Origin of the sequence: Weissella viridescens (genome assembly GCF_001437355.1) — a bacterium.
GTDB classification, from domain to species: Bacteria; Bacillota; Bacilli; order Lactobacillales; family Lactobacillaceae; genus Weissella; species Weissella viridescens.
This window is the reverse complement of sequence record NZ_JQBM01000002.1, coordinates 264,862-284,724: the sequence shown is the minus strand read 5'-3', so window position 1 is coordinate 284,724 and position 19,863 is coordinate 264,862. Positions and strand designations below refer to the sequence as shown.

Genomic DNA, 19,863 nt, shown 5'->3' with positions numbered 1-19,863 from the left:
CTAACATGACAGAAAAGCAACAATATGGTGCAGATTTACTCGTTAACACTTTAAATAACAACGATATCGATCTCGTCTTTGGTATCCCTGGTGCCAAGATTGATCGTCTTTTTGAACGCCTTGACCACCCAAATGCTGGCGAAACTTCACCAAAGTTAATTGTCACGCGCCACGAGCAAAACGCCATCTTCATGGCACAAGGATTTGCCCGCATCACTGGCAAGCCTGGGGTTGTAATCGCCACTTCAGGACCTGGAGTCGGTAATTTGGCAACTGGATTAATGACCGCCAGCGCCGAAGGTGATCCACTCCTTGCAATTGGTGGACAAGTTCCGCGTAAAGACCTTTACCGTTTGACACACCAAAGTACACCCGCCACAGCTATTTTTGCGCCAATCACGAATTACTCAGCTGAAATTCAAGACCCTGAAAACATTTCTGAAATTGTTTCAAACGCGATTGTAGCTGCGAATGGTCCCAAACCTGGTGCCGCCTTTGTTTCACTTCCACAAGACGTCGACGATGCCGTAGTCACAACCCAAGCCGTGCCTGAAGTACAAGCTCCACGTATGGGGGCTGCCTCAATCGAAGATATTGACTGGTTGGCTACGCAAATCAAAGCCGCAAAGTTGCCTGTCATTTTAGTTGGTCAACGTGGTTCTGATGACGCTTCAACCGCTGCGTTGCACGATCTACTCACCCAAACAACGCTACCTGTTGTAGAAACCTTCCAAGGTGCCGGCGTGATTTCACGTGACTTAGAACCAGCCACCTTCTTCGGTCGCATTGGGTTATTCCGCAATCAAGTTGGTGATCAACTATTAGCCCAATCTGATTTGGTTATTACCGTTGGTTACGATGCCATTGAATATGAGCCTCGTAATTGGAACGCCGAAAAGAATTTGCGAATTGTATCATTGGATACAACTGCGGCCCAAATCGATAATAACTTTGCTCCCGAACGTCAATTAATCGGTGATATTGCTGATACTTTGCACGACTTACAATCGCGCATCGTTGGTTACGAAATGCCAAATGCTTCACTAGAACAACTTGCTGAATTCAAACAAGAATTACGCGAAGCCGATGAAGCAAGCTATACACCAGCTACTGCAAATCTTAACCACCCATTGAATGTCATCAAGTCATTACAAGCACACGTCACTGATGATATGACCGTTTCAACCGATATCGGATCACACTACATTTGGATGGCACGTCACTTCAAATCTTATGTACCACGCCACTTCTTGATTTCAAACGGTATGCAAACGCTCGGAGTTGGATTACCATGGGCCATGGCTGCTGCTATGGTTCGCCCTAACGCCAAGTCTGTTTCTGTTTCAGGAGACGGTGGTTTCTTCTTCTCAGGTCAAGAACTGTCAACTGCCGTTGCCTTAGGTTTGAACACTGTAAGCTTAGTTTGGAACGACAACGCCAACTACGACATGGTTAAGTTCCAAGAAGAAAAGAAGTATGACGGCCAATCCGCTGGGGTTAAGTTTGCCAACATTGATATCGTTAAGTTCGCGGAAGCCAACGGAGCTAAAGGCTTACGCGTCGAAAGCCCTGAGCAATTAGATGCCGTGCTTGACGAAGCCTTTGCAACCGAAGGTCCTGTCGTTGTCGACATCCCCGTGGATTATTCACATAACTATGAATTAGCTGAATTGGTTGAATCTGAAGGATAATGACACACACAAGCTGCCACTGGCAGCTTTTTTTGGAGGAATCGAATATGTCAAAAATTTATCAACATAGTACACTCGCAGCCTTAATGGCTAAGCAAATGCAAGGAACAACAACCATTGGCGAACTTTTGACCCACGGAGATACTGGTATCGGTACGCTCGATGGCGTTGATGGCGAAGTCATCATCCTCAATGGTGACGTTCATCAAGCCGATGAGTTCGGAAATGTGAACCACATTACAGATATGGACACAAAACTCCCCTTTGCGACCGTTCACTTCGCTTCAAGCGACGCCATCAAATTAGACTTAGCACCTACAGATTTCGCTAGTCTTGCCGACTTACAGCACGGCTATCATTTCACAAACAATTTTGCTGCCTTAGAGTTACACGGTAACTTTAAAGATGTTTTGGTTCGAGCAGCACCTAAGTCTACGGCACCATATCCAAGCCTATTGGAAGTTGCCCAAAAGCAACCAACCTTTACCGCCGAAAATATCAGTGGTACGATTGTCGGCTATTTCGCACCAGAATTGTATCAGGGTACCGTTGCTGCAGGTTGGCATCTCCACTTTCTAAGCGATGACCACACGTTTGGTGGCCATTTACTTGAAACCCACACCGAACAACTACAAGGTACGTTAGAACTCATGAGCGACTTCCAACTACATCTACCCATTGAAAATGAGGCTTTCCGTGATCATACACCAATGGCCGATGGTTTAAAGGAAGGCATTCAAGCTGCCGAAGGTGGCCATTAGGATAAATAAAAAAGCTGAACACGATGTCGTGTTCAGCTTTTTTATTTTTAGTCAGCTAATTTAGCAAAACCACCTTCAGCAACTTCTTTCAAAGTCTTAGCTGATGCATGGAATCGTCCTAATTCACCGTCAGTTAATTTTGTTTCGATAACACTTTCAACACCGTTAGCACCAATAATCGCTGGTGTACCAATGTAGATATCATTCAAACCGTATTGACCGTCCAAATATGCGCCAACAGGCAAAACCGCACGTTCGTCACGGAAGATAGCACGTGTAATCCGTGCCAATGACGTACCAATTCCATAGAATGTGGCACCCTTACGGTTAATAATTTCATATGCTTTGTGGGCCGTATCATAAAGAATTTGTTCTAGATTGTCTTCAGTGAGTCCCTTTTCAGCAGCCCAATCCATCAAAGGACGACCACCAATGGTTGCTTCAGCAAAGTTAGCAAATTCTGAATCTCCGTGTTCTGCCAAGATATAAGCATCAACACTTTCTGGGGCAACACCAAATTCCTTACCCAAGTTAACACGTAAACGTGCAGTATCCAAAGAAGTTCCTGAACCAAACACACGGTTAGTTGGCAAACCTGAGAAGCGTTGTGCAGCCATCGTTAGAATATCAACAGGGTTAGCAGCAACCAAAATAATACCATCAAAACCAGATGCCATTAGGGGCTTAATAATTGATTGCATAATCTTCAAGTTCTTATCAACCAAGTCCAAGCGCGTCTCACCAGGCTTTTGTGGTGCTCCGGCAGTGATGACAGCTAGTTCAGCATCCTTAGCGTCCTCATAGTCTCCTGAGCGAACGTTCTTGTTGTAAGTCCAAGCAGTCGCATCTTCTAAATCCAATGCATCCCCGACTGTTTGCTCCTTAGCAACGTCAACGATAACTAGTTCTTCTGCAATACCTTGTTGAGCCATTGCAAAAGCGTAAGATGATCCGACAGCGCCGTCCCCAATTAGGACAACCTTTTGATGATGTTGTGGCATGTTAAAACCCTCCCATTAATATTGTAGTTTACATTTCTATTGTACCATTTTTCACAAGGGATCCATAGCCAGCGATTAAAAGGCACAAAAAAAGAGCAATTCACGAATGAATTACTCTAAATAGCTGGGCATGCTGGATTCGAACCAGCGAATAATGATACCAGAAACCATTGCCTTACCGCTTGGCTAATGCCCAAAAATCAACTTTTTTATTATACAACACTCATTTTATCTTGACAAGTCGTTTTTCCCACGCGAACGTGCCTTTGTCTTTGAAACAACTTTATCATCGAACGTTCGAATAAATTCTAAGATATTTTGCGCTGTCGTTTGACCAAATACCTCAACCCAACCTTGGAACCTGGTTTCCACGCGACGCGTAACCACTTTTTCAACTTCAACGCCCTCTTCCGTTAAATGCAAAAGCATCCGTCTCCGATCGTTTTCATCAGGCTCTTGATAGACATAATCACGTTTTAACAACATTTTAATTTGTCGCGAAACGGCAGCTCTGGTCACACTTCGATTATCCACAATGTCACTCAAAGTTAACCCGTCTTTTTGTGCAATATTATGAAGAATCAAGTATTGCTCAAAAGATAGCTCATACTCATCAGCCGGTTCCGAGATCACCTCATCCAAGTATTTTAACGTCGATAAATAAGCATCAATATATTCGTTCAATAAATCCATCATACACTCCCCAAAAGTTAATCCATAAAAAAAGAACGCGCCTGCGTCCTTTCTTACCAAATTAACGTACAATCATCACTGTTACATCAGCATGATTTGCTACATAATTTGATTGCGATCCGAAATACGCACGCACACCAGGCTTAGAATGTGCCCCCATGACGACTAAGTCTGCACCTGCCTCACTAATAATATGTTTAACTAATTGTTCACCCGGTTCACCAACAGCATAGATTGGTTGCACATCTTCCACACCCGCATCCAAAGCTTGCTTTTGGAACCCCTTTAGATTTTCTTCCACTTTTGATTCAGCGGCTTGAATTTTGTCTTTGTCTAATGCATCAAATGTATTGAGTTCACCTGGTTCAAAAAACGACACAATCGTTAACTTGGCACCATCTTCTTCAGCTTGATGAATCGCATTCACCAACGCCAACTGCCCTAACTCAGAGTCATCAACCGCAACTAATACATTTTTAAAACGCTTTGGTTCAACCATCGTAAATTCTCCTCTTGTGACGATTATTTTTTTGTTACAACTAAATTATCTCCCTTTTAACGAGATTTGTAAATAAAACGACTAAAAATCAATGAAATTCGGCAAAAACTTGACAAAAGGTTGAAAATCAGGTAATTTAGAACAGTTGAAAATAATATCGATTATAAATAACACTGCCTTCTTTTAAACACGGCGGTGTAAGGAGGATTTATATATGGCAGTTCCTGCACGTAAGACATCAAAGATGAAGAAGCGCATGCGTCGTGGCGGACGTGGTGGTATTAAGACACCAGCAATCCACTTGGACGAAAACGGCGTTTACGTACGTAACCATCACGTTTCAGCTGATGGTTCATACAAGGGTAAGCAAGTTATCTCAAAGTAATTAACTTTAAAAAGCACATCGGATACGCTCCGATGTGCTTTTTTTCGTATTCATTAATTCTCTGCCCAGATATCCAATGTCGCACACGCTAAAACATTACCTTCAAGCGCTCGGAGCTGTTCATTTAGAAAGTAACCCGGCACAAGTGATAATGGTTCAGGCATCGCATAAACAGTCAAGCGATACGCATGTGGTTGATCTGGTGGCATCGGTCCAGTGTAACGAGCAGTTAGCATTTCATCCGTTTCTCCAACAAATTTCGAAGCTTGACTGTTCTTACCTTGAACGCCAACTGTAGCCTTACGTGAAAAGTCAGCGGGAATCAGCATTGTTGTATCCGTAACTGGTACATCAATCATCGTCCAATGAATCCACGCAAATCCGACAACCGGAATTGCATCATCATCAATCATCGTCCATGCTAAATAATTAGCGGATTTTGGAATATCCGAAACCTCAAAAGGAAACGATATAACCGGCGTCCCATTTTTCTTCGCATTTTCTGGAGCAGCTTTTGCATATAGATCCGGCATGTAGCCCGCTAGTGTTAAATCAGTTTTAATTTGCATGGTTTAATCCTCCTAAGTTGTCTCACATGATACACGGATACAGAAAAAGGTCACAGCGATGCTGTGACCTTTTCGTTTACATTTCTTGTTTTAAATCTTTAGCTGAGTACATGTGTGCAATCTTCGTGAAGACATAATTAACCACAAAACCAGCAACAATCGGTACCACGAACCACGTAATCAATCCTGGCACAACTGCCACAGCATTCGACATAAACGTCTTATCTGCGCCATGTACCACCATTGATTGAATAGGTGACACCATACCAATCCAACCGAAACCGGCTGAAGTTGGCGTTCCTTGAACATTAAACATCACAACCGGAAGGGCACTAATCGCTGCGGTTGTGATAAAGGCCAAGAACATACGTGGCTTCTTGAAGATGCTTGGCATCATTCCCTTCATCGCTCCCAAGAAAATGGCTGCTGAAGTCCCTTTACTGTTCACTTGAAGTGAATTGATCAGCAACACAACTGTCGTTGACACAACCCCAATTCCAGCTGCTCCAGCTCCGAGTCCAGACAATGAGATAGCAAGCGCAATTCCAACTGTCGAAATCGGTGTCACAATGATACATGAGAAGGCCATTGCAATCAAAATGGCCATTGGTAATGGTTGAAGTTCGGTAAACATCTCCACGAACTCACCGATGGCCGCCGTAACAGAACCAACGTAAGGTGCAATAAAGTTACCTAACATGGCAACCCCACCACCAATTAACAGTGGACTTAAAATAATTGCAACTGCTCCAAAACCATTTAGATACCGCGAAACTAACCAAATTGTGATAACACCGATTCCAGAGACAATCATGGCATTAATCACATCACCCGCACCAGAAGCAATAAATAGCGTTCCTGGTTGCGTTTGCGTAAGGTGGGTCACTGGGTTAACGAACCCTGATGGTGCTGTCCCCCACTTAAACGACCCTGTTGAAGCCCCTACCGCAATTGCCATTACTCCAACATCCAATGGACGCATATTGAATTGCAAAGCCGTGAGCACCCCAATAATGATTGGTAAGAAGGAACAGAAGAGAACCAAGATTGCATTCAAATCCATTGCCCAAGCTTGACCACTATTTACAAATGGCAACAGCATATATTTAACAATGGCTGATGGACAGACCGCAATGATAATTCCTTGCGCTGAGCCATTTAGTACTTTGAAAAAGAAGTCCTTAAAAGTTAACTTATAAGAGCCATCAAAGGTTTGACTAGTCATTTGTTTACTCCAATTTTTTTATTTATATACAATGTACGCAACAATTCAATATATTACACAACAGTAATGTATTTTACCATATTCAGCGATGAATACAAGTGCAACATTTCACATAATACTTAAAATTAATCGTTTCATACAAAAAGATCGTGAATGCTGAGCATCCACGATCTTTTTTAATTACATATCTTGCTTGAAATCTTCTGGAGAGTACAAGTGCAAAACCTTTGAGAAAAGGTAATCCATTACAAATCCAGCAACGATTGGTACGATGAACCAAGTCACAATACCAGGCACAACGCTAACCACGTGGTTGATGAAGACCTTATCAGGACCATCAGCCAACATTGATTGAATAGGTGAAACCATTCCAATCCAACCGAATCCGGCTGAAGTTGGTGTTCCTTGAACATTAAACAAAGCAACTGGCAACGCACTTACAGCGGCAGTGGCCAAGAATGAAAGGAACATAATTGGCTTCTTGAATACTGAAGGCATCATTCCCTTCATGGCACCCAAGAAGATGGCAACTGTCGTTCCAGGCTTGTTAACCTTCAATGAGTTAATCAACAAAACAACAGTTGTAGCGACAACACCAACACCGGCAGCACCGGCACCAACGCCTGACAATGTAATTGCCAACGCAATACCAACAGTTGATACTGGCGTAACAATCAAGCAGGCGAAGGCCATAGCAATCAAAATAGCCATTGGAAGTGGTTGAAGTGAAGTAAACAATTCAACCCCATTACCGATAGCAGTTGTAATTGCACCAACATATGGTGCAATCCAGTGACCAACCATCGCAACGCCACCACCAATTAGAAGTGGGCTCAAAATAATGGCAACAGCTCCGAACCCATTAAGATACTTGGCAACTAACCAGATAACAACAACACCGATTGCCGCAACAATCATAGCATTAATCACATCTCCGGCACCTTGAGCAATATAAACTGTTCCAGGAACAACTGACTTAACGCCAGTAACCGGGTTCACAAACCCAGCTGGAGCAGTCGCCCACTTGATTGAACCTGATGCAGCACCAGTTGCAATGGCCATAACACCAACATCAAGTGGCTTCATCTTGAAATGCAAAGCAATTGCAACACCAATCAAGATTGGAATAAATGAGCTAAACAATACCAAAATAGCATTGAAGTCCATGGCCCAAGCTTGACCACTCTTGATGAATGGCAATAGCACATACTTAAGTACGGCTGATGGCAAAACACCAATCAAGATACCTTGTGCTGACCCATTCAGCACCTTAAAGAAGAAATCTTTAGCGGTAAACTTATAGCTACCGTCAAAAACTTGATTATTCATATTTTTTCCCTACTCTCAAATAAATATTAGTATTCAACCGCAATGGCTGGTGTTTCACCCTTAATGAAGGCCAATGATGCATCCATTGATTGTGTAACCATCTCGTAAACAGCCTTAGTTGTGTAGAAGGCAGTGTGAGGTGTTACCAATACATTTTCACGATCAATCAAGTCAGCAATCTTTGGATCAGGGAATTCCTTACCAGACCAGTCTTCGTTGAACAAACCAACTTCATCTTCGTAAACGTCCATTGCGAAGTCAGAAATCTTACCTGAGTTCAAACCGTCGATAACGGCGTCGATATCCATCAAGTTTCCACGAGCAACGTTAACCAAAACAACGCCGTCCTTCATCTTTGAAATGGCATCGGCATCAATCATGTGGTGGTTTTCAGCAACACCAGGAACATACAATGAGATGGCATCTGCTTGTGCATAAAGCTCATCCAAAGTATCAACGTACAATCCTTGAGCCTTGATGTCATCGTTTTGGAACTTATCGTAAGCGATAACCTTTGCGCCGAATCCTTGCAAAATCTTGATAGCGACACGACCAATGTGACCAGTACCAATAATTCCGACAGTTTGCATACGCATTTCACGACCAATTGTTGGTGCCCAACGCAAGTCATGGTTAGCAATCTTCTTATCCAATGCCTTAGCACGACGTAACAAACGTGAAAGTTGAATCATTGAGTGTTCAGCAATCGCATTTGGTGAGTAAACTGGCACGTTTGAAATGCTAAAATCAAATTCACGCGCAGCTGGCAAATCGATGTTATCGATACCAACGTTACGCAATGACATCTTGTTGATACCCAACTCATGCAATGCTGACAAAGTTTCACGAGTGTAGTCTAATTGTTGGTAAACATTGACTGCATCTGCACCCTTAGCCAAAGCAGCTGTTTCAGGTGTAAGTAATTGATCTGTAAACTCTACATCGACTTCAGGGTTGTTACCTTCCCATTCCTTCAATGCTGGTTGTTCATCTTCACGAATTCCGTAAGCAAAAATCTTCATTATATTTTCCTCCATAATACCCATTCAAGATAGATACATAAGTTTTTTAACCATCATCAATTATACGCGTCCACTTGTGAAATAGTCAACAATTAAAACGTTTTCCGATTAGTTGTAATCGTTTTCATACTCACAAACTTTATTATATCACACTTATTTTACGTGCTTTATAAAAGATGAGCCTCCTTTAACATTGTGAATTCAATAGCGTTACTGTACATCCTTATTTTGAACGCATTGATATGCCCATCCATACAAAAAAGACCTTTTGCTTAAGCAAAAGGTCTTTTCTAATGTGAAGAAAATCTTTTTAATTACTTTTCTTCTTCACGCTTGCGGCGCTTACCTAAGCCGAACAATGTTAATAGTCCTAACATCGTTCCACCTAGCACGCCCAAGTCAGACTGTGCATTTACAGCAGTATCTGGCAATTGTGCCTGCTGTCCAGTCATGACTTGTCCGGCATTTGATTGCGTTGCTTCATCAACAATGTTTTGAATCTCCATCATTGATGATGCATCATCAATTCTTTTCTTAAAGTCTTGCTTTTGATTTGGCGTCAAGTTTGGTAATTGCTCAATTTGTTGCTTACCGTTATTCTTGGCATCCTGCAAATTTTGTGCATTCTTCGCCTTGGCATCAGCAACGATTCGATTAATCTCATCGATTGTTTGGCCATTATCAACACGGCGCTTGAAATCATCTTTCTCACGATCGTTTAAGTTTGGTAACTGATCGATGACATGCTTGCCGTTATCCTTAGCATCTTGCAAATTCTTAGCATCTTGCTGCTTAACTTCATTAACAATTTGATTAATTGCATCGGTAGTCTTAGCATCATCAATCCGCTTGTTAAAGTCTTGCTTTTCTTTGTCGCTCAAGTTTGGCAACTTATTCACCGCATCCTTGGCAGCATCTTTAACAATTTGTTGCACTTGATCCACTGTTTGACCAGCATCAATTTGTTTGTTCAAAGCATCCTTAGCTTGATCATCTAGGTTTGGCCACTTGCTAATAACATCCTTAGCTTTGTCCTTAGCGTCTTGCAAGTTTTGTCCATCTTGATGCTTGGCATCATTTACAACTTGATCGACAACGTCAATTGACTGGGCATCATCAATCTGCTTGTTAAAGTCTTGCTTCTCCTTGTCGCTCAAGTTTGGCAATTTATTCACCGCATCCTTGGCGGCATCTTTAACAATTTGTTGCACTTGATCAACCGTTTGACCAGCATCAATTTGTTTGTTAAGGGCGTCCTTATCTTGGTCATTCAAGTTTGGCAACTTATTAATGACATCTTTACCCGCATCCTTAGCATCTTGCAAGTTCTGTGCATCTTTATGTTTAGCATCCGTCACGATTTGATCAATCTTATCATTGGTCTTTGCGTCGTCAATTTGCTTATTAAAGTCTTGCTTTTCCTTGTCGCTTAGATTTGGTAACCTGTTCACCGCATCCTTGGCGGCATCCTTACGATCTTGGAAAATCTGATCAATCACACTTTGTGATGATGATGCACTCATAGATACTGACGTCATCTTTGAAAGAGACAAACTACTTGATCCTGATGCACTAACAGACTTTGACGTTACCATTGAAATTGAAGCAACCTTAGACGTTGAAGCACTATCTGACTGAGACGTCTGCTTTGACAGTGATAGACTCTTCGAACTTGAGGCACTCGTTGAGTATGATTTCACCGTTGAAAGAGAGCTAGCTTCAGAAACAGAGGCACTTGCAGACTTCGATGCATCAACAACTTGTGAGCGACTGGTTGAGGTTGAACGACTCATTGACTGGGAAGTTGCAATTGAAACAGAACCACTCTTTGAGCTTGATCCACTTTGTGACTTTGAAGTCTCGAGTGAAGTCGAATCGCTCAATGAAGCTGAAGCACTCGTTGATGTTGAAACAACTGCCGAGACTGAGTAACTATCAGAAATCGATGTACTCATTGAGTCTGACGTTGCGACAGAGATTGACCGACTCTTTGAAAGCGAATCACTCTTTGACATTGAAGCAACAACTGACAACGATTTGCTGCTTGAAGTTGAAGCGCTACTTGATTCAGAATTTGCACGAGACAAAGACTTTTCAGCTGAGGTTGAGGCACTCACTGAGCCATTGACCGACGCCTCATTTGACTGACTCGTTGAACCTGAAACACTTTGAGAAAGAGAAACTTGCTTTGAAACCGAGGCAGACTTTGAGAGAAGCGCACTCTCTGAATCAGCAATCGCATTTGATTGTGAAGCTGATCTAGAAACAGACGCACTCGTTGAACCTGACACGGCAATTGATTGTGAAGCACTCTTTGAAAGTGAGGCACTTCCCACCTTTGATGCCTCAAGTGAAGCTGAGCCAGACTTTGATGTTGACGCACTCTTTGAGTTTTCAACATCAACAGAATCAGATGTACTCTTTGAAATTGAGTGACGCAATGACTCTGAAGTTTCAATTGATTTTGAGGCACTCTTTGAAGCCAAGTCACTTGCCGAAATTGAATCTAACGTTGAAGTCGAGTCACTCACGGAAGCTGACACGCTTGTTGAAATCGACACGACACGTGATTGTGACTTTTGCGTTGAGTCATCAACACTGATTGAACTTGACGTACTTACTGACTCAGACGTTTGCTTTGAGACTGATGTTTGAACCGACGTAGATTCAAGAATTGACTTAGACAAACTTGTTGATTCAGAAGCACTAACCGATTCAGACTCAGTTTCAATCTTTGACGTATTCGTTGAATCAACGATTGTTGTTGAAATTGATTCATGATCTAAGATTGATTGACTCGTTGACTTCGACGCACTGATTGAGTGCGATTCAATAAGTGATTGCGACTCGCTCGTTGACTTTGAGATACTGTGAATCTTTGAATCAACAATTGCATCTGAAGCACTCTTTGACTGTGAGCCACTTAGAGATGTCGACACACTTGCCACGTCTGACACACTCTTAGAAGTTGAATCACTTAACGACGTTGATGTGACGTTTGAAAGTGAAAGGCTCTTCGAGGTTGAATCACTCAACGAGGTTGAGGTACTAATTGAAACAGCTGCACTCTTTGATGTCACTTCACTCTCAATGTGCGAAGCACTTGCAGAAACCGATTGACTAAGCGACTCAGACGTTTGCTTTGAAACAGAGTCACTAGCCGAAGTTGACGCACTCTGACTTATTGAATCTTGCTTACTACGTGATTCAGACGCACTCTTTGAAGCCGAGACGCTCTTAGAGCTTGAGAGTGATGCTTGTTCTGACACAGAAACACTTACTGCATCTGAACCACTCTTTGAAACTGAATCACTTAGCGATACTGATTGACTCTTTGACGCAGAACCGCTCTTTGAGGTTGAGACACTTGTGGACGTCACCAGACTCTTTGAGACAGAGTTGCTTAATGAAGTTGAATCACTCAGTGAGGCGGCATCACTCGTAGAAATGGATGCACTTACTGAAATCGATTGACTCTTAACAACTGACTCACTTAATGAAACTGATCCACTCAACGAAGCTGATTCACTCAATGAGGCAGACTGTTTCTTTGAAGCAGATGTGCTAATTGAAGCCGCGTCACTTGCTGAGGCTGACTGACTCTTTGAGGTCGAAACACTCGTTGATGTCGCAATACTCTGTGACGTTGACTGACTCGCTGATGTCGAGGCAGAACCTTGCAACGATGCCGAAGCACTCAAGGAACCTGAAACACTTGTTGACGTTGATTGACTCAATGAAAGTGAATGGCTCAATGAACTTGAAGCGCTAATCGACTCAGATGTCACAAGCGAAACTGAATCACTAACGGATGTTGACAAACTACTTGCTTCAGAAGCCTGAATTGAATCAGCCTTACTTTGTGACGCTGACTTGCTTGCAATCAATGATGTTTCGACCGACGTTGAAGTACTTACTGATCCTGAAATGCTCTCTGACAATGAGATACTTTGTGAATCTGAATCACTCGTTGACGCTGATACACTTGATGAACCAGAAACACTGACAGATTCAGATGCACTCACACTCGTTGCTGTTGAAACACGCAATGATTCTGAAGCACTCTTTGATGCTGATTGACTTTGTGAGTCAGACAAACTGATTGATGCCGCATCACTAACTGAAGCCGATTCGCTATTTGAAAGCGAGATACTTTGTGAATCTGAATCACTGGTTGATGCTGACACACTCGCTGAAGTTGATTGGCTACTTGAATCTGAATCACTCTTAGAAACAGAGACGCTCGTTGACGTTGACGTACTTGTCGAAACCGATCCACTAACTGAAGTTGACGTACTCTCAGAGAGTGAGGCACTCTTTGATGTCGAATCACTCAACGATGTTGAGGTACTTGTTGATCCTGAACGACTAACTGAGCCAGATGTGCTGGTTGACGTCGATAAGCTGGTTGAAAGCGAAGCACTCGTTGAAACAGAGGCACTTGTGACCTTTGAAACACTGACTGATTGCGACTGGCGAATTGATTCAGACAAACTAACCGAGCTAATCAAACTAGCCGATTCAGATTGACTCGTTGAAGTCGACACACTAACAGCAGTTGATACACTCATCGAGATTGAGGCTTGCTTTGACAATGAGGCATTTTCCTCATTTGAAGCACTCGTAGAATCTGACTGACTCGTTGAAGTGGATGTGCTGATTGATTCAGACAAACTCTTCGAAGCTGACAAACTCTTCTCCAGTGAAGCACTCGTTGATGCCGATACACTGATTGAACCAGACCCACTTTGTGATTGTGATGTACTTACAGATTCAGAGTGACTCTTTGATGTCGATAGACTCTCAGAAAGTGAAACACTCGTTGATTCTGACAAACTCTTTTCAGCCGATGTACTTTCTGAAATAGATGCACTATCAGATTGAGAGATACTCAATGAAGTTGAACCACTCACTGAAACTGATGTACTTTCAGAATTCGACACACTGATTGAATCCTCTAAACTTTGCTCAGTTGACAAACTTGTTGATTGTGAATCACTAACTGATGTTGAACCACTCACTGAAACTGAAACACTTTCGGAATCAGAGGTACTGATTGAAGTAGATACACTAACTGATGTTGAACCACTATCTGACTCAGAAATACTTAGTGACTTTGAAGCACTCAATGATTCAGACAAACTAATTGAACTTGAATCGCTCAAAGAAATCGAAGTACTTGCTGAAGTTGATGCGCTTTCTGATTCAGAAACCTGCTTTGAAATAGAATCACTATCAGAAGTTGATGCACTGGTTGAGCTAGACAAACTATCAGACAATGAAGCTGATGTTGAGTCACTTGCTACTGAGTTGACCAAACTATTGGACGTACTCATTGACTTATCAATTGAGACAGACGTTGAATCCGAGGCCTCTTGTGATGCAGATTCAAGAGACTGCGCAACACTAGTTGACTTCGAAATTGAACCTGTTTCTGAAACAGACGTTGCATCAACCAATGATTGTGACGCAACCTTTGAAGCCGCCTCTTCAGCACTTGATGTTGAAATTGAACCACTTTGTGAAGCCACCTTTGAAAGACTGGCAGACGTTGACAAAGATGCACTATCTACATCGCTATCTGAATTCGTGTTCGAAGTTGATTCACGGGCCGACACACTATCAGAGGCCGATGCTGACGCCGAGTTAATTGAACGACTAAGTGAGTCCGCTTGGCTCTTTGAAACAACTTCGCTAAGCTGATCAGAAGTTGAGGCCGAAGCAGATGCAACACTGTCTTCATCTTGCTTAACTCGTGATTCTGACGCTGATTGAGAAGCTGATTGAGAAGCTGATTGAGAAGCTGATTGAGAAGCTTGCGTAGAAGCGGATGCTGACTCAGATGCATCAGAAATACTTTGTTGACGTGACTCGCTTTGGCTGACAGAACCATCCATTGAATCCTTCTTCGAAAGAGCTGCACTCTCTGATTCATTTGTTGCTGAAGGTCGGTTTGATACTGAAACAGATTCTGAAGCTGAAACAGAAGCATTTGATGCACTCACTGAAACAGATTTTGAAGCCGAAGCCTTATTCGAATCATCCACTGCAGCTGAAGCAGAAGTTGAAGCATTAGAGTGCGATGTATTATCGCTTTCGAGATGGCTCGCCGAAGTAGAAATTGATGCTTCCTTTGAATCAGCAGCAGAAGTTGAAGCATCTGCGGCACTATCTACCAACGATTGTGAATGTGAAATAGATGCGTTAATCGAATCTGACTCGGAAGTTGGTTCCATTAATGACGCAGACACACTTGCTGAAGTACTCATTGATTTTTCGTTCAATGAATCAACAATCGATTGTGATGTCGACATTGATCCACTAGTTGACGTTGAACGAGAGTCATCTTCTGAATCAAGGATTAATTGTGAGGTCACAATTGATTCATTCAATGAGTTCGACTTATCAGCTGATGCATTTTCAGAAACGCCGATTGAAGCCGATGCTGACTTTGAAAGTGAAATCAATTCTGAGTTCAACTCTTCAGAAGCTGACTTTGAGGCGACAACTGAATTTGACTGTTGTTCAGACAAAGACTCATTCATTGAGTCAATCGTTGAATCATCTTTAATTGAAGCAGAAATAGAGGCTTCAATTGAGGCCGCAATTGATTCACTAGCTGACTTTGATTTCACGACATCATCATCTGCAGCTGATTTTGAAGCTGAAACACTGTCAGAATCAGACGTTGAGGCAGAGGCACTTTGTGAATCCAAGTTAGCACTGCGTGAAATGCTTGTACTTGTTGAGGCAATTTCACTGATATTAGCAGAAAGCGAAGCTGAAGCACTCTTTGATGCTTCAACAGCACTTTCGTTTTGTGAGATGGACTTTGAAATACTTGTCAAAGCAGAAGCACTGGTTGATGCCGCTGCACTCAAAGATTCACTGGCCACACTCTCGTAAACTGATTGCGAAGCACTATTTGACGCACGCTGTGAAAGTTGATTTGACTTTGAAGCGGATACACTCAATGAAGCGTCGTTTGGTGTCTTCGAAGCAGATTGTGAAGCACGTTGTGACTGATCAATCGACTTTGAAGCACTAATTGAAGCATCGGACGTACTCAACTCATTTGCCATACTCTTTGATTGACGAGCACTTTCAGAATCAGAGGCAGAGGCAGACACACTTTCAGAAATATGACTAAGACTCTTTGATTCTAAGTTTGACTTAGAAGCACTGGTTGAAACAGAATCACTCACTGACGCTTTGGCACTATTTGATTCATTTGAAATACTATCCTCACGTGAATGACGTGCACTCACTGAAGCATTCTGTGAATCAACCTTTGATTGACTCGCACTAACTGATTGATCTGTTGTTGATAAGGTATTCGAGCGTGAGTCGGCAAGTGAGTCAGCCACCTGACTTGATGACGCACTTTGTGAGTCAATCAATGACTGTGACTTACTTTGCGAAGCAACCTTTGATTGACTAGCTTGAGTTGAGGCATCCAAATCAGAATTCGATTCGGCAAGCGACTTTGAAGTTGATGCTGATTCAGAATCAGCCTTTGAGTTTGACGCACTTTCGGAAGCCATTGACGCACTCTCGCTCTTTGAAAGAGCTTCATAGTGTGGCAAATACTTTTCAATAATTGAACCAGAGGTTGATGTTGAATCTTCTTCTGAATTTACCGTCAAACTTGAACTCGTTGAAGCTGAAGTCGAACGGCTACCTGAGAATAGCCCATCAATAGAATCATAGTAAGAATCCATTGTTGATTGACTACGCTTTGAATCAGATTCCGAGAAAGCTGGCCATTCAGAAACCGACTTTGAAGTGGAAGCAGCAATTGATTGACTCACAAAAATTGAACCAGACTTAGAAGCACTTTGGTCGATGAAAATCCAACCAACATTGCTACGGATACTAGCACTGATTGAAGCATCAATATCTGCCAATGATGTTGAACGTGAACGTGAATCAGCTCGACTCGCCAAAAAGTTACTCAAACTAATGGCACTAGCCCGATCATCAATCGTTGATTGAATCACCGACTTTGAGGATGAAGTTGATCCGCTCACTGAATCATACAATGACTGACTTGATGAATTATCCAATGATGTATTTAAAGAAACATTCGCTGATTGACTTGCGCCCTTTGAAGCAGAAAAGATTGATTGACTCTCATATGCTGAATCATAATACGAATCTTCACTAGCCTCTTCATCAGCGACTGACTTTGAAAAACTATTTGCCAGCGATGTTTGTTCATATGTTTCAGAGTCAGCAACTTGCTTTGAGTATGAAGCAGAAAGCGAAGCTGAATTTGCTTGAGAAATACTTGCAGAGGCTTGCTTTGAATTGATTTCATCAATTGGTTGCACTGACGCTGAGGCTGAAATTGAAGCTGAACCAGACATTGATGCAGTCAAGGATGCTGACATCACTGAATCAACCCTCCAACCAGTTATAATACCACCCGTTACTGAACGAGAAGCATTCGCACTAGCCGTTGAATTAGCCTTAGACAAAGAAGTTGACACACTTTGAGATGCTGCAATACTATCTGCAATTGCACTTGAGGCACTCTTTGAAGCAGATGTACTGTTAGCAACAGACGTTTGGCTATTGGCCTTACTAATAGATGCATTTGATTTCACAGCATTAGAGGCAGCACTCACAATTGATTTGCTAGTTGACGTTGAGGCAACAGTCTCTGAGCGACTAGCACTTTTTGAAGCTGTATCGTATGCCGTACTTGCTGAAGTACTTTCAGATTTATTTTTAGAATCCTGAATTGACGCACTCTTGGATACACTTGGCCAAAGATTATGAGCATCTTCTTGCCAGCTCGAGACACTAATTGAGAATGAACTAGAAGTTGAAGCCGAATCAACTAAACTTGTTGAAATTGAGGCATCCAAAGAATCTTGTGTCGCTGAAAAGCTATCCAATGAGTCTTGTCCATAAGATTCACTGTTCTTAGCCATGCTATAGCTAGCTTCCATGCTGTTTGAAATTGAGGCATCTTGAGAATCTAACAAACTGGCTGATGCAGAAGTTGACATTGACTCAAAGTCAGTGACAACTTGCGCACCTTGAACGTCAGAATATTCATAGTTATTCCCTGTTCCAAGGGTAGCTTCATATGCACCCACGATTCCTTGCACAATACCACCAGCAACCGGTCCCATGTTTTTGGTAACCGCATCCGCAACTGATTGTAAGAGACCTGATGTATTAACACCGGCTTGGAAATAGACTGTGTCCCCATCTGAGAAACCTGCGTCAGTTGGATTAAATGGCACACTAATCACCGCTTCACTATCAGTCGATTGCATCGCTTGACGTGAGCCTGGGACTTCAGTCCAAGCCCCAGCGCCACGGTTAGCGGTTGGATCCCAATAGTAAAGCACTCCATCCATCTTTCCAAAGGCGCTCAAAAATCCTTTACTCAAAGTAACTTTAATCGTTCCAGTTTCACCATCGTAAATCACTTTGTTGGATGCCAAAATATCACTGATATCAGTAGAAAGACCCATTGATGCTAATCCACCGCTAAAGCCAGCGAGTTTCAAAGCTCGATCAACGGCATTCAAAAAAGCATTTGCTTGTCCGCCTTCAATACCACTTTCAACGTCGGCTTGGTGTCCAGGTACCTTTGTACTTGGCTTAGGTGACGATGTAGCAGCAAGCGTACGTACACGTGGTGCCGTTTTCTTCATGCTTGCCTTAGAACTTGAAATAGAGGCTGATGTTTTTAAGCTTTGTGATGCACTTTTAGACGTCACCAAAGAACCATCTTTAACGGCATTCGCCATTGAGGTTGAAACTGAGGCACTATCCAATGTTGATTGACGGATTGAGGCACTCATTGAGGCTGATACGGTTGCATCATCTTGAATTACTGAAGCACTCGTAGAACCACTGCCATTATCGGTTTCGCTAGTTTGTGCCACATGGTCGTTTTCAGATTGACTGACGCTTGATTGTTCTGTCACAGTGGCGGATTTTTGGACATGACTATCCGCTGTTTGATCTGAAACACTCTTAGATTGTGTACTTTCATGTTCACTTTCCACTGTTACAGAGGACGCTGATGCACTTTCAACGGATTGCGTTGAAACCATTGAACGATTGTCTGTATCAGCTTGTGTCACTTGTTCTGAAAGCGTAGCTTCAGAAACTGAAACGCTAAATGACTCACTTTTTGAAGTTGAGACACTTAATGATTGTGATGCACTCGTCGCGTCATCGTTTACAGCTGGAATAGTAGCTGTGTCCGCATTCACAAGGAGCGCCTTATCATCCGTTTCAATTGTTTTCGCATTTGTTGTATCAGCAAAGGCACCTGTTCCACCTAAGAAATAGCCACCAACAACACCACTCAATGTGGCTGTTCCCGATACAAGCCATTGTTTTCCTGATTTAAACATACGGAAACGAACTTTTTTATTATTCTCAAAAATCTCCGTACGTCGATTTTGATTAAATCTACTCATATTTTTTATCTCCTAACTTACCAAGGTTCCCCAACTGTTTTGCAAACCAATCCCCTCATAACGCCTATTTTTATGAGCATTTTTATTGGTCATTCACATTTTACCGAGTATAAGCCTAATTTTTAATACACCTATATCTTACGCTTAAAACCTTAAATTGCAAGGCTTTTCATAACATAAACAACACAATTGGTATGCTTACATCTATCATTCGATATAGTTTGACTCATTGGTTAC

At 42.3% G+C, this 19,863-nt stretch carries 11 protein-coding genes and 1 tRNA gene; 3 read left to right on the top strand and 9 right to left on the bottom strand.

What is annotated here, in order from left to right; all coding sequences use genetic code 11:
- The first annotated feature begins 5 nt into the window (after positions 1-5).
- Both alsS and budA read left to right on the top strand, forming a co-directional pair.
- Positions 6-1,691: an acetolactate synthase AlsS gene (alsS, locus tag IV50_RS03960; RefSeq protein WP_057745400.1), complete on the top strand. Its 1,686-nt coding sequence runs from the start codon at positions 6-8 to the stop codon at positions 1,689-1,691.
- Between the two features lie 47 nt (positions 1,692-1,738).
- On the top strand, positions 1,739-2,452 hold the full coding sequence (gene budA / locus IV50_RS03955) for an acetolactate decarboxylase (RefSeq protein ID WP_057745398.1): 714 nt from the start codon (positions 1,739-1,741) through the stop codon (positions 2,450-2,452).
- Between the two features lie 47 nt (positions 2,453-2,499).
- Here the strand turns inward: budA and IV50_RS03950 are convergent, their stop codons facing one another.
- From IV50_RS03950 to IV50_RS03935, 4 genes are all read right to left on the bottom strand, one after another.
- On the bottom strand, positions 2,500-3,453 hold the full coding sequence (locus tag IV50_RS03950; protein WP_057745395.1) for an L-lactate dehydrogenase: 954 nt from the start codon (positions 3,451-3,453) through the stop codon (positions 2,500-2,502).
- Between the two features lie 124 nt (positions 3,454-3,577).
- Positions 3,578-3,649, bottom strand: a tRNA-Gln gene (locus IV50_RS03945).
- A 32-nt stretch (positions 3,650-3,681) separates the two neighbouring features.
- Positions 3,682-4,146 (bottom strand): MarR family transcriptional regulator, encoded by a 465-nt coding sequence (locus tag IV50_RS03940; protein ID WP_057745392.1) that lies wholly within the window; start codon positions 4,144-4,146, stop codon positions 3,682-3,684.
- Positions 4,147-4,207: 61 nt separating this feature from the next.
- Complete coding sequence (locus IV50_RS03935; RefSeq protein ID WP_057745389.1) at positions 4,208-4,645, bottom strand: universal stress protein; 438 nt, start codon at positions 4,643-4,645, stop codon at positions 4,208-4,210.
- Positions 4,646-4,859: 214 nt separating this feature from the next.
- Here IV50_RS03935 and rpmF point away from each other — a divergent pair, with 214 nt between their 5' ends.
- Positions 4,860-5,030: a 50S ribosomal protein L32 gene (gene rpmF, locus IV50_RS03930; RefSeq protein WP_057745386.1), complete on the top strand. Its 171-nt coding sequence runs from the start codon at positions 4,860-4,862 to the stop codon at positions 5,028-5,030.
- Positions 5,031-5,083: 53 nt separating this feature from the next.
- Here rpmF and IV50_RS03925 read toward each other — a convergent pair whose 3' ends face one another.
- The 5 genes from IV50_RS03925 to IV50_RS03905 form a co-directional block, all read right to left on the bottom strand.
- Positions 5,084-5,599 carry a YbhB/YbcL family Raf kinase inhibitor-like protein gene (locus tag IV50_RS03925; RefSeq protein ID WP_057745383.1) on the bottom strand — a complete coding sequence of 172 codons (516 nt, stop codon included), beginning with the start codon at positions 5,597-5,599 and terminating at the stop codon, positions 5,084-5,086.
- Positions 5,600-5,675: 76 nt separating this feature from the next.
- Entirely contained in the window at positions 5,676-6,824 is a 1,149-nt protein-coding gene (locus IV50_RS03920) for a PTS sugar transporter subunit IIC (protein WP_057745381.1), read from the bottom strand.
- 180 nt (positions 6,825-7,004) lie between these two features.
- Positions 7,005-8,153, bottom strand: coding sequence for a PTS sugar transporter subunit IIC (locus IV50_RS03915; protein WP_057745378.1), 1,149 nt, complete (start codon positions 8,151-8,153; stop codon positions 7,005-7,007).
- A 26-nt stretch (positions 8,154-8,179) separates the two neighbouring features.
- Positions 8,180-9,175, bottom strand: coding sequence for a D-2-hydroxyacid dehydrogenase (locus IV50_RS03910; protein ID WP_057745376.1), 996 nt, complete (start codon positions 9,173-9,175; stop codon positions 8,180-8,182).
- Positions 9,176-9,489: 314 nt separating this feature from the next.
- Positions 9,490-19,626, bottom strand: a complete 10,137-nt coding sequence (locus IV50_RS03905) for a KxYKxGKxW signal peptide domain-containing protein (RefSeq protein ID WP_057745373.1) — start codon at positions 19,624-19,626, stop codon at positions 9,490-9,492.
- Positions 19,627-19,863: the final 237 nt, after the last annotated feature.

What these genes read in the sequence shown, in the direction of transcription:
- budA (WP_057745398.1), top strand. Translation starts at nt 1,739, where the DNA reads ATGTCAAAAATTTATCAACATAGTACACTCGCAGCCTTAATGGCTAAG.
- IV50_RS03935 (WP_057745389.1), bottom strand. Translation starts at nt 4,645, where the DNA reads ATGGTTGAACCAAAGCGTTTTAAAAATGTATTAGTTGCGGTTGATGAC.
- alsS (WP_057745400.1), top strand. Translation starts at nt 6, where the DNA reads ATGACAGAAAAGCAACAATATGGTGCAGATTTACTCGTTAACACTTTA.
- IV50_RS03950 (WP_057745395.1), bottom strand. Translation starts at nt 3,453, where the DNA reads ATGCCACAACATCATCAAAAGGTTGTCCTAATTGGGGACGGCGCTGTC.
- IV50_RS03925 (WP_057745383.1), bottom strand. Translation starts at nt 5,599, where the DNA reads ATGCAAATTAAAACTGATTTAACACTAGCGGGCTACATGCCGGATCTA.
- IV50_RS03910 (WP_057745376.1), bottom strand. Translation starts at nt 9,175, where the DNA reads ATGAAGATTTTTGCTTACGGAATTCGTGAAGATGAACAACCAGCATTG.
- IV50_RS03940 (WP_057745392.1), bottom strand. Translation starts at nt 4,146, where the DNA reads ATGGATTTATTGAACGAATATATTGATGCTTATTTATCGACGTTAAAA.
- IV50_RS03915 (WP_057745378.1), bottom strand. Translation starts at nt 8,153, where the DNA reads ATGAATAATCAAGTTTTTGACGGTAGCTATAAGTTTACCGCTAAAGAT.
- rpmF (WP_057745386.1), top strand. Translation starts at nt 4,860, where the DNA reads ATGGCAGTTCCTGCACGTAAGACATCAAAGATGAAGAAGCGCATGCGT.
- IV50_RS03905 (WP_057745373.1), bottom strand. Translation starts at nt 19,626, where the DNA reads ATGAGTAGATTTAATCAAAATCGACGTACGGAGATTTTTGAGAATAAT.
- IV50_RS03920 (WP_057745381.1), bottom strand. Translation starts at nt 6,824, where the DNA reads ATGACTAGTCAAACCTTTGATGGCTCTTATAAGTTAACTTTTAAGGAC.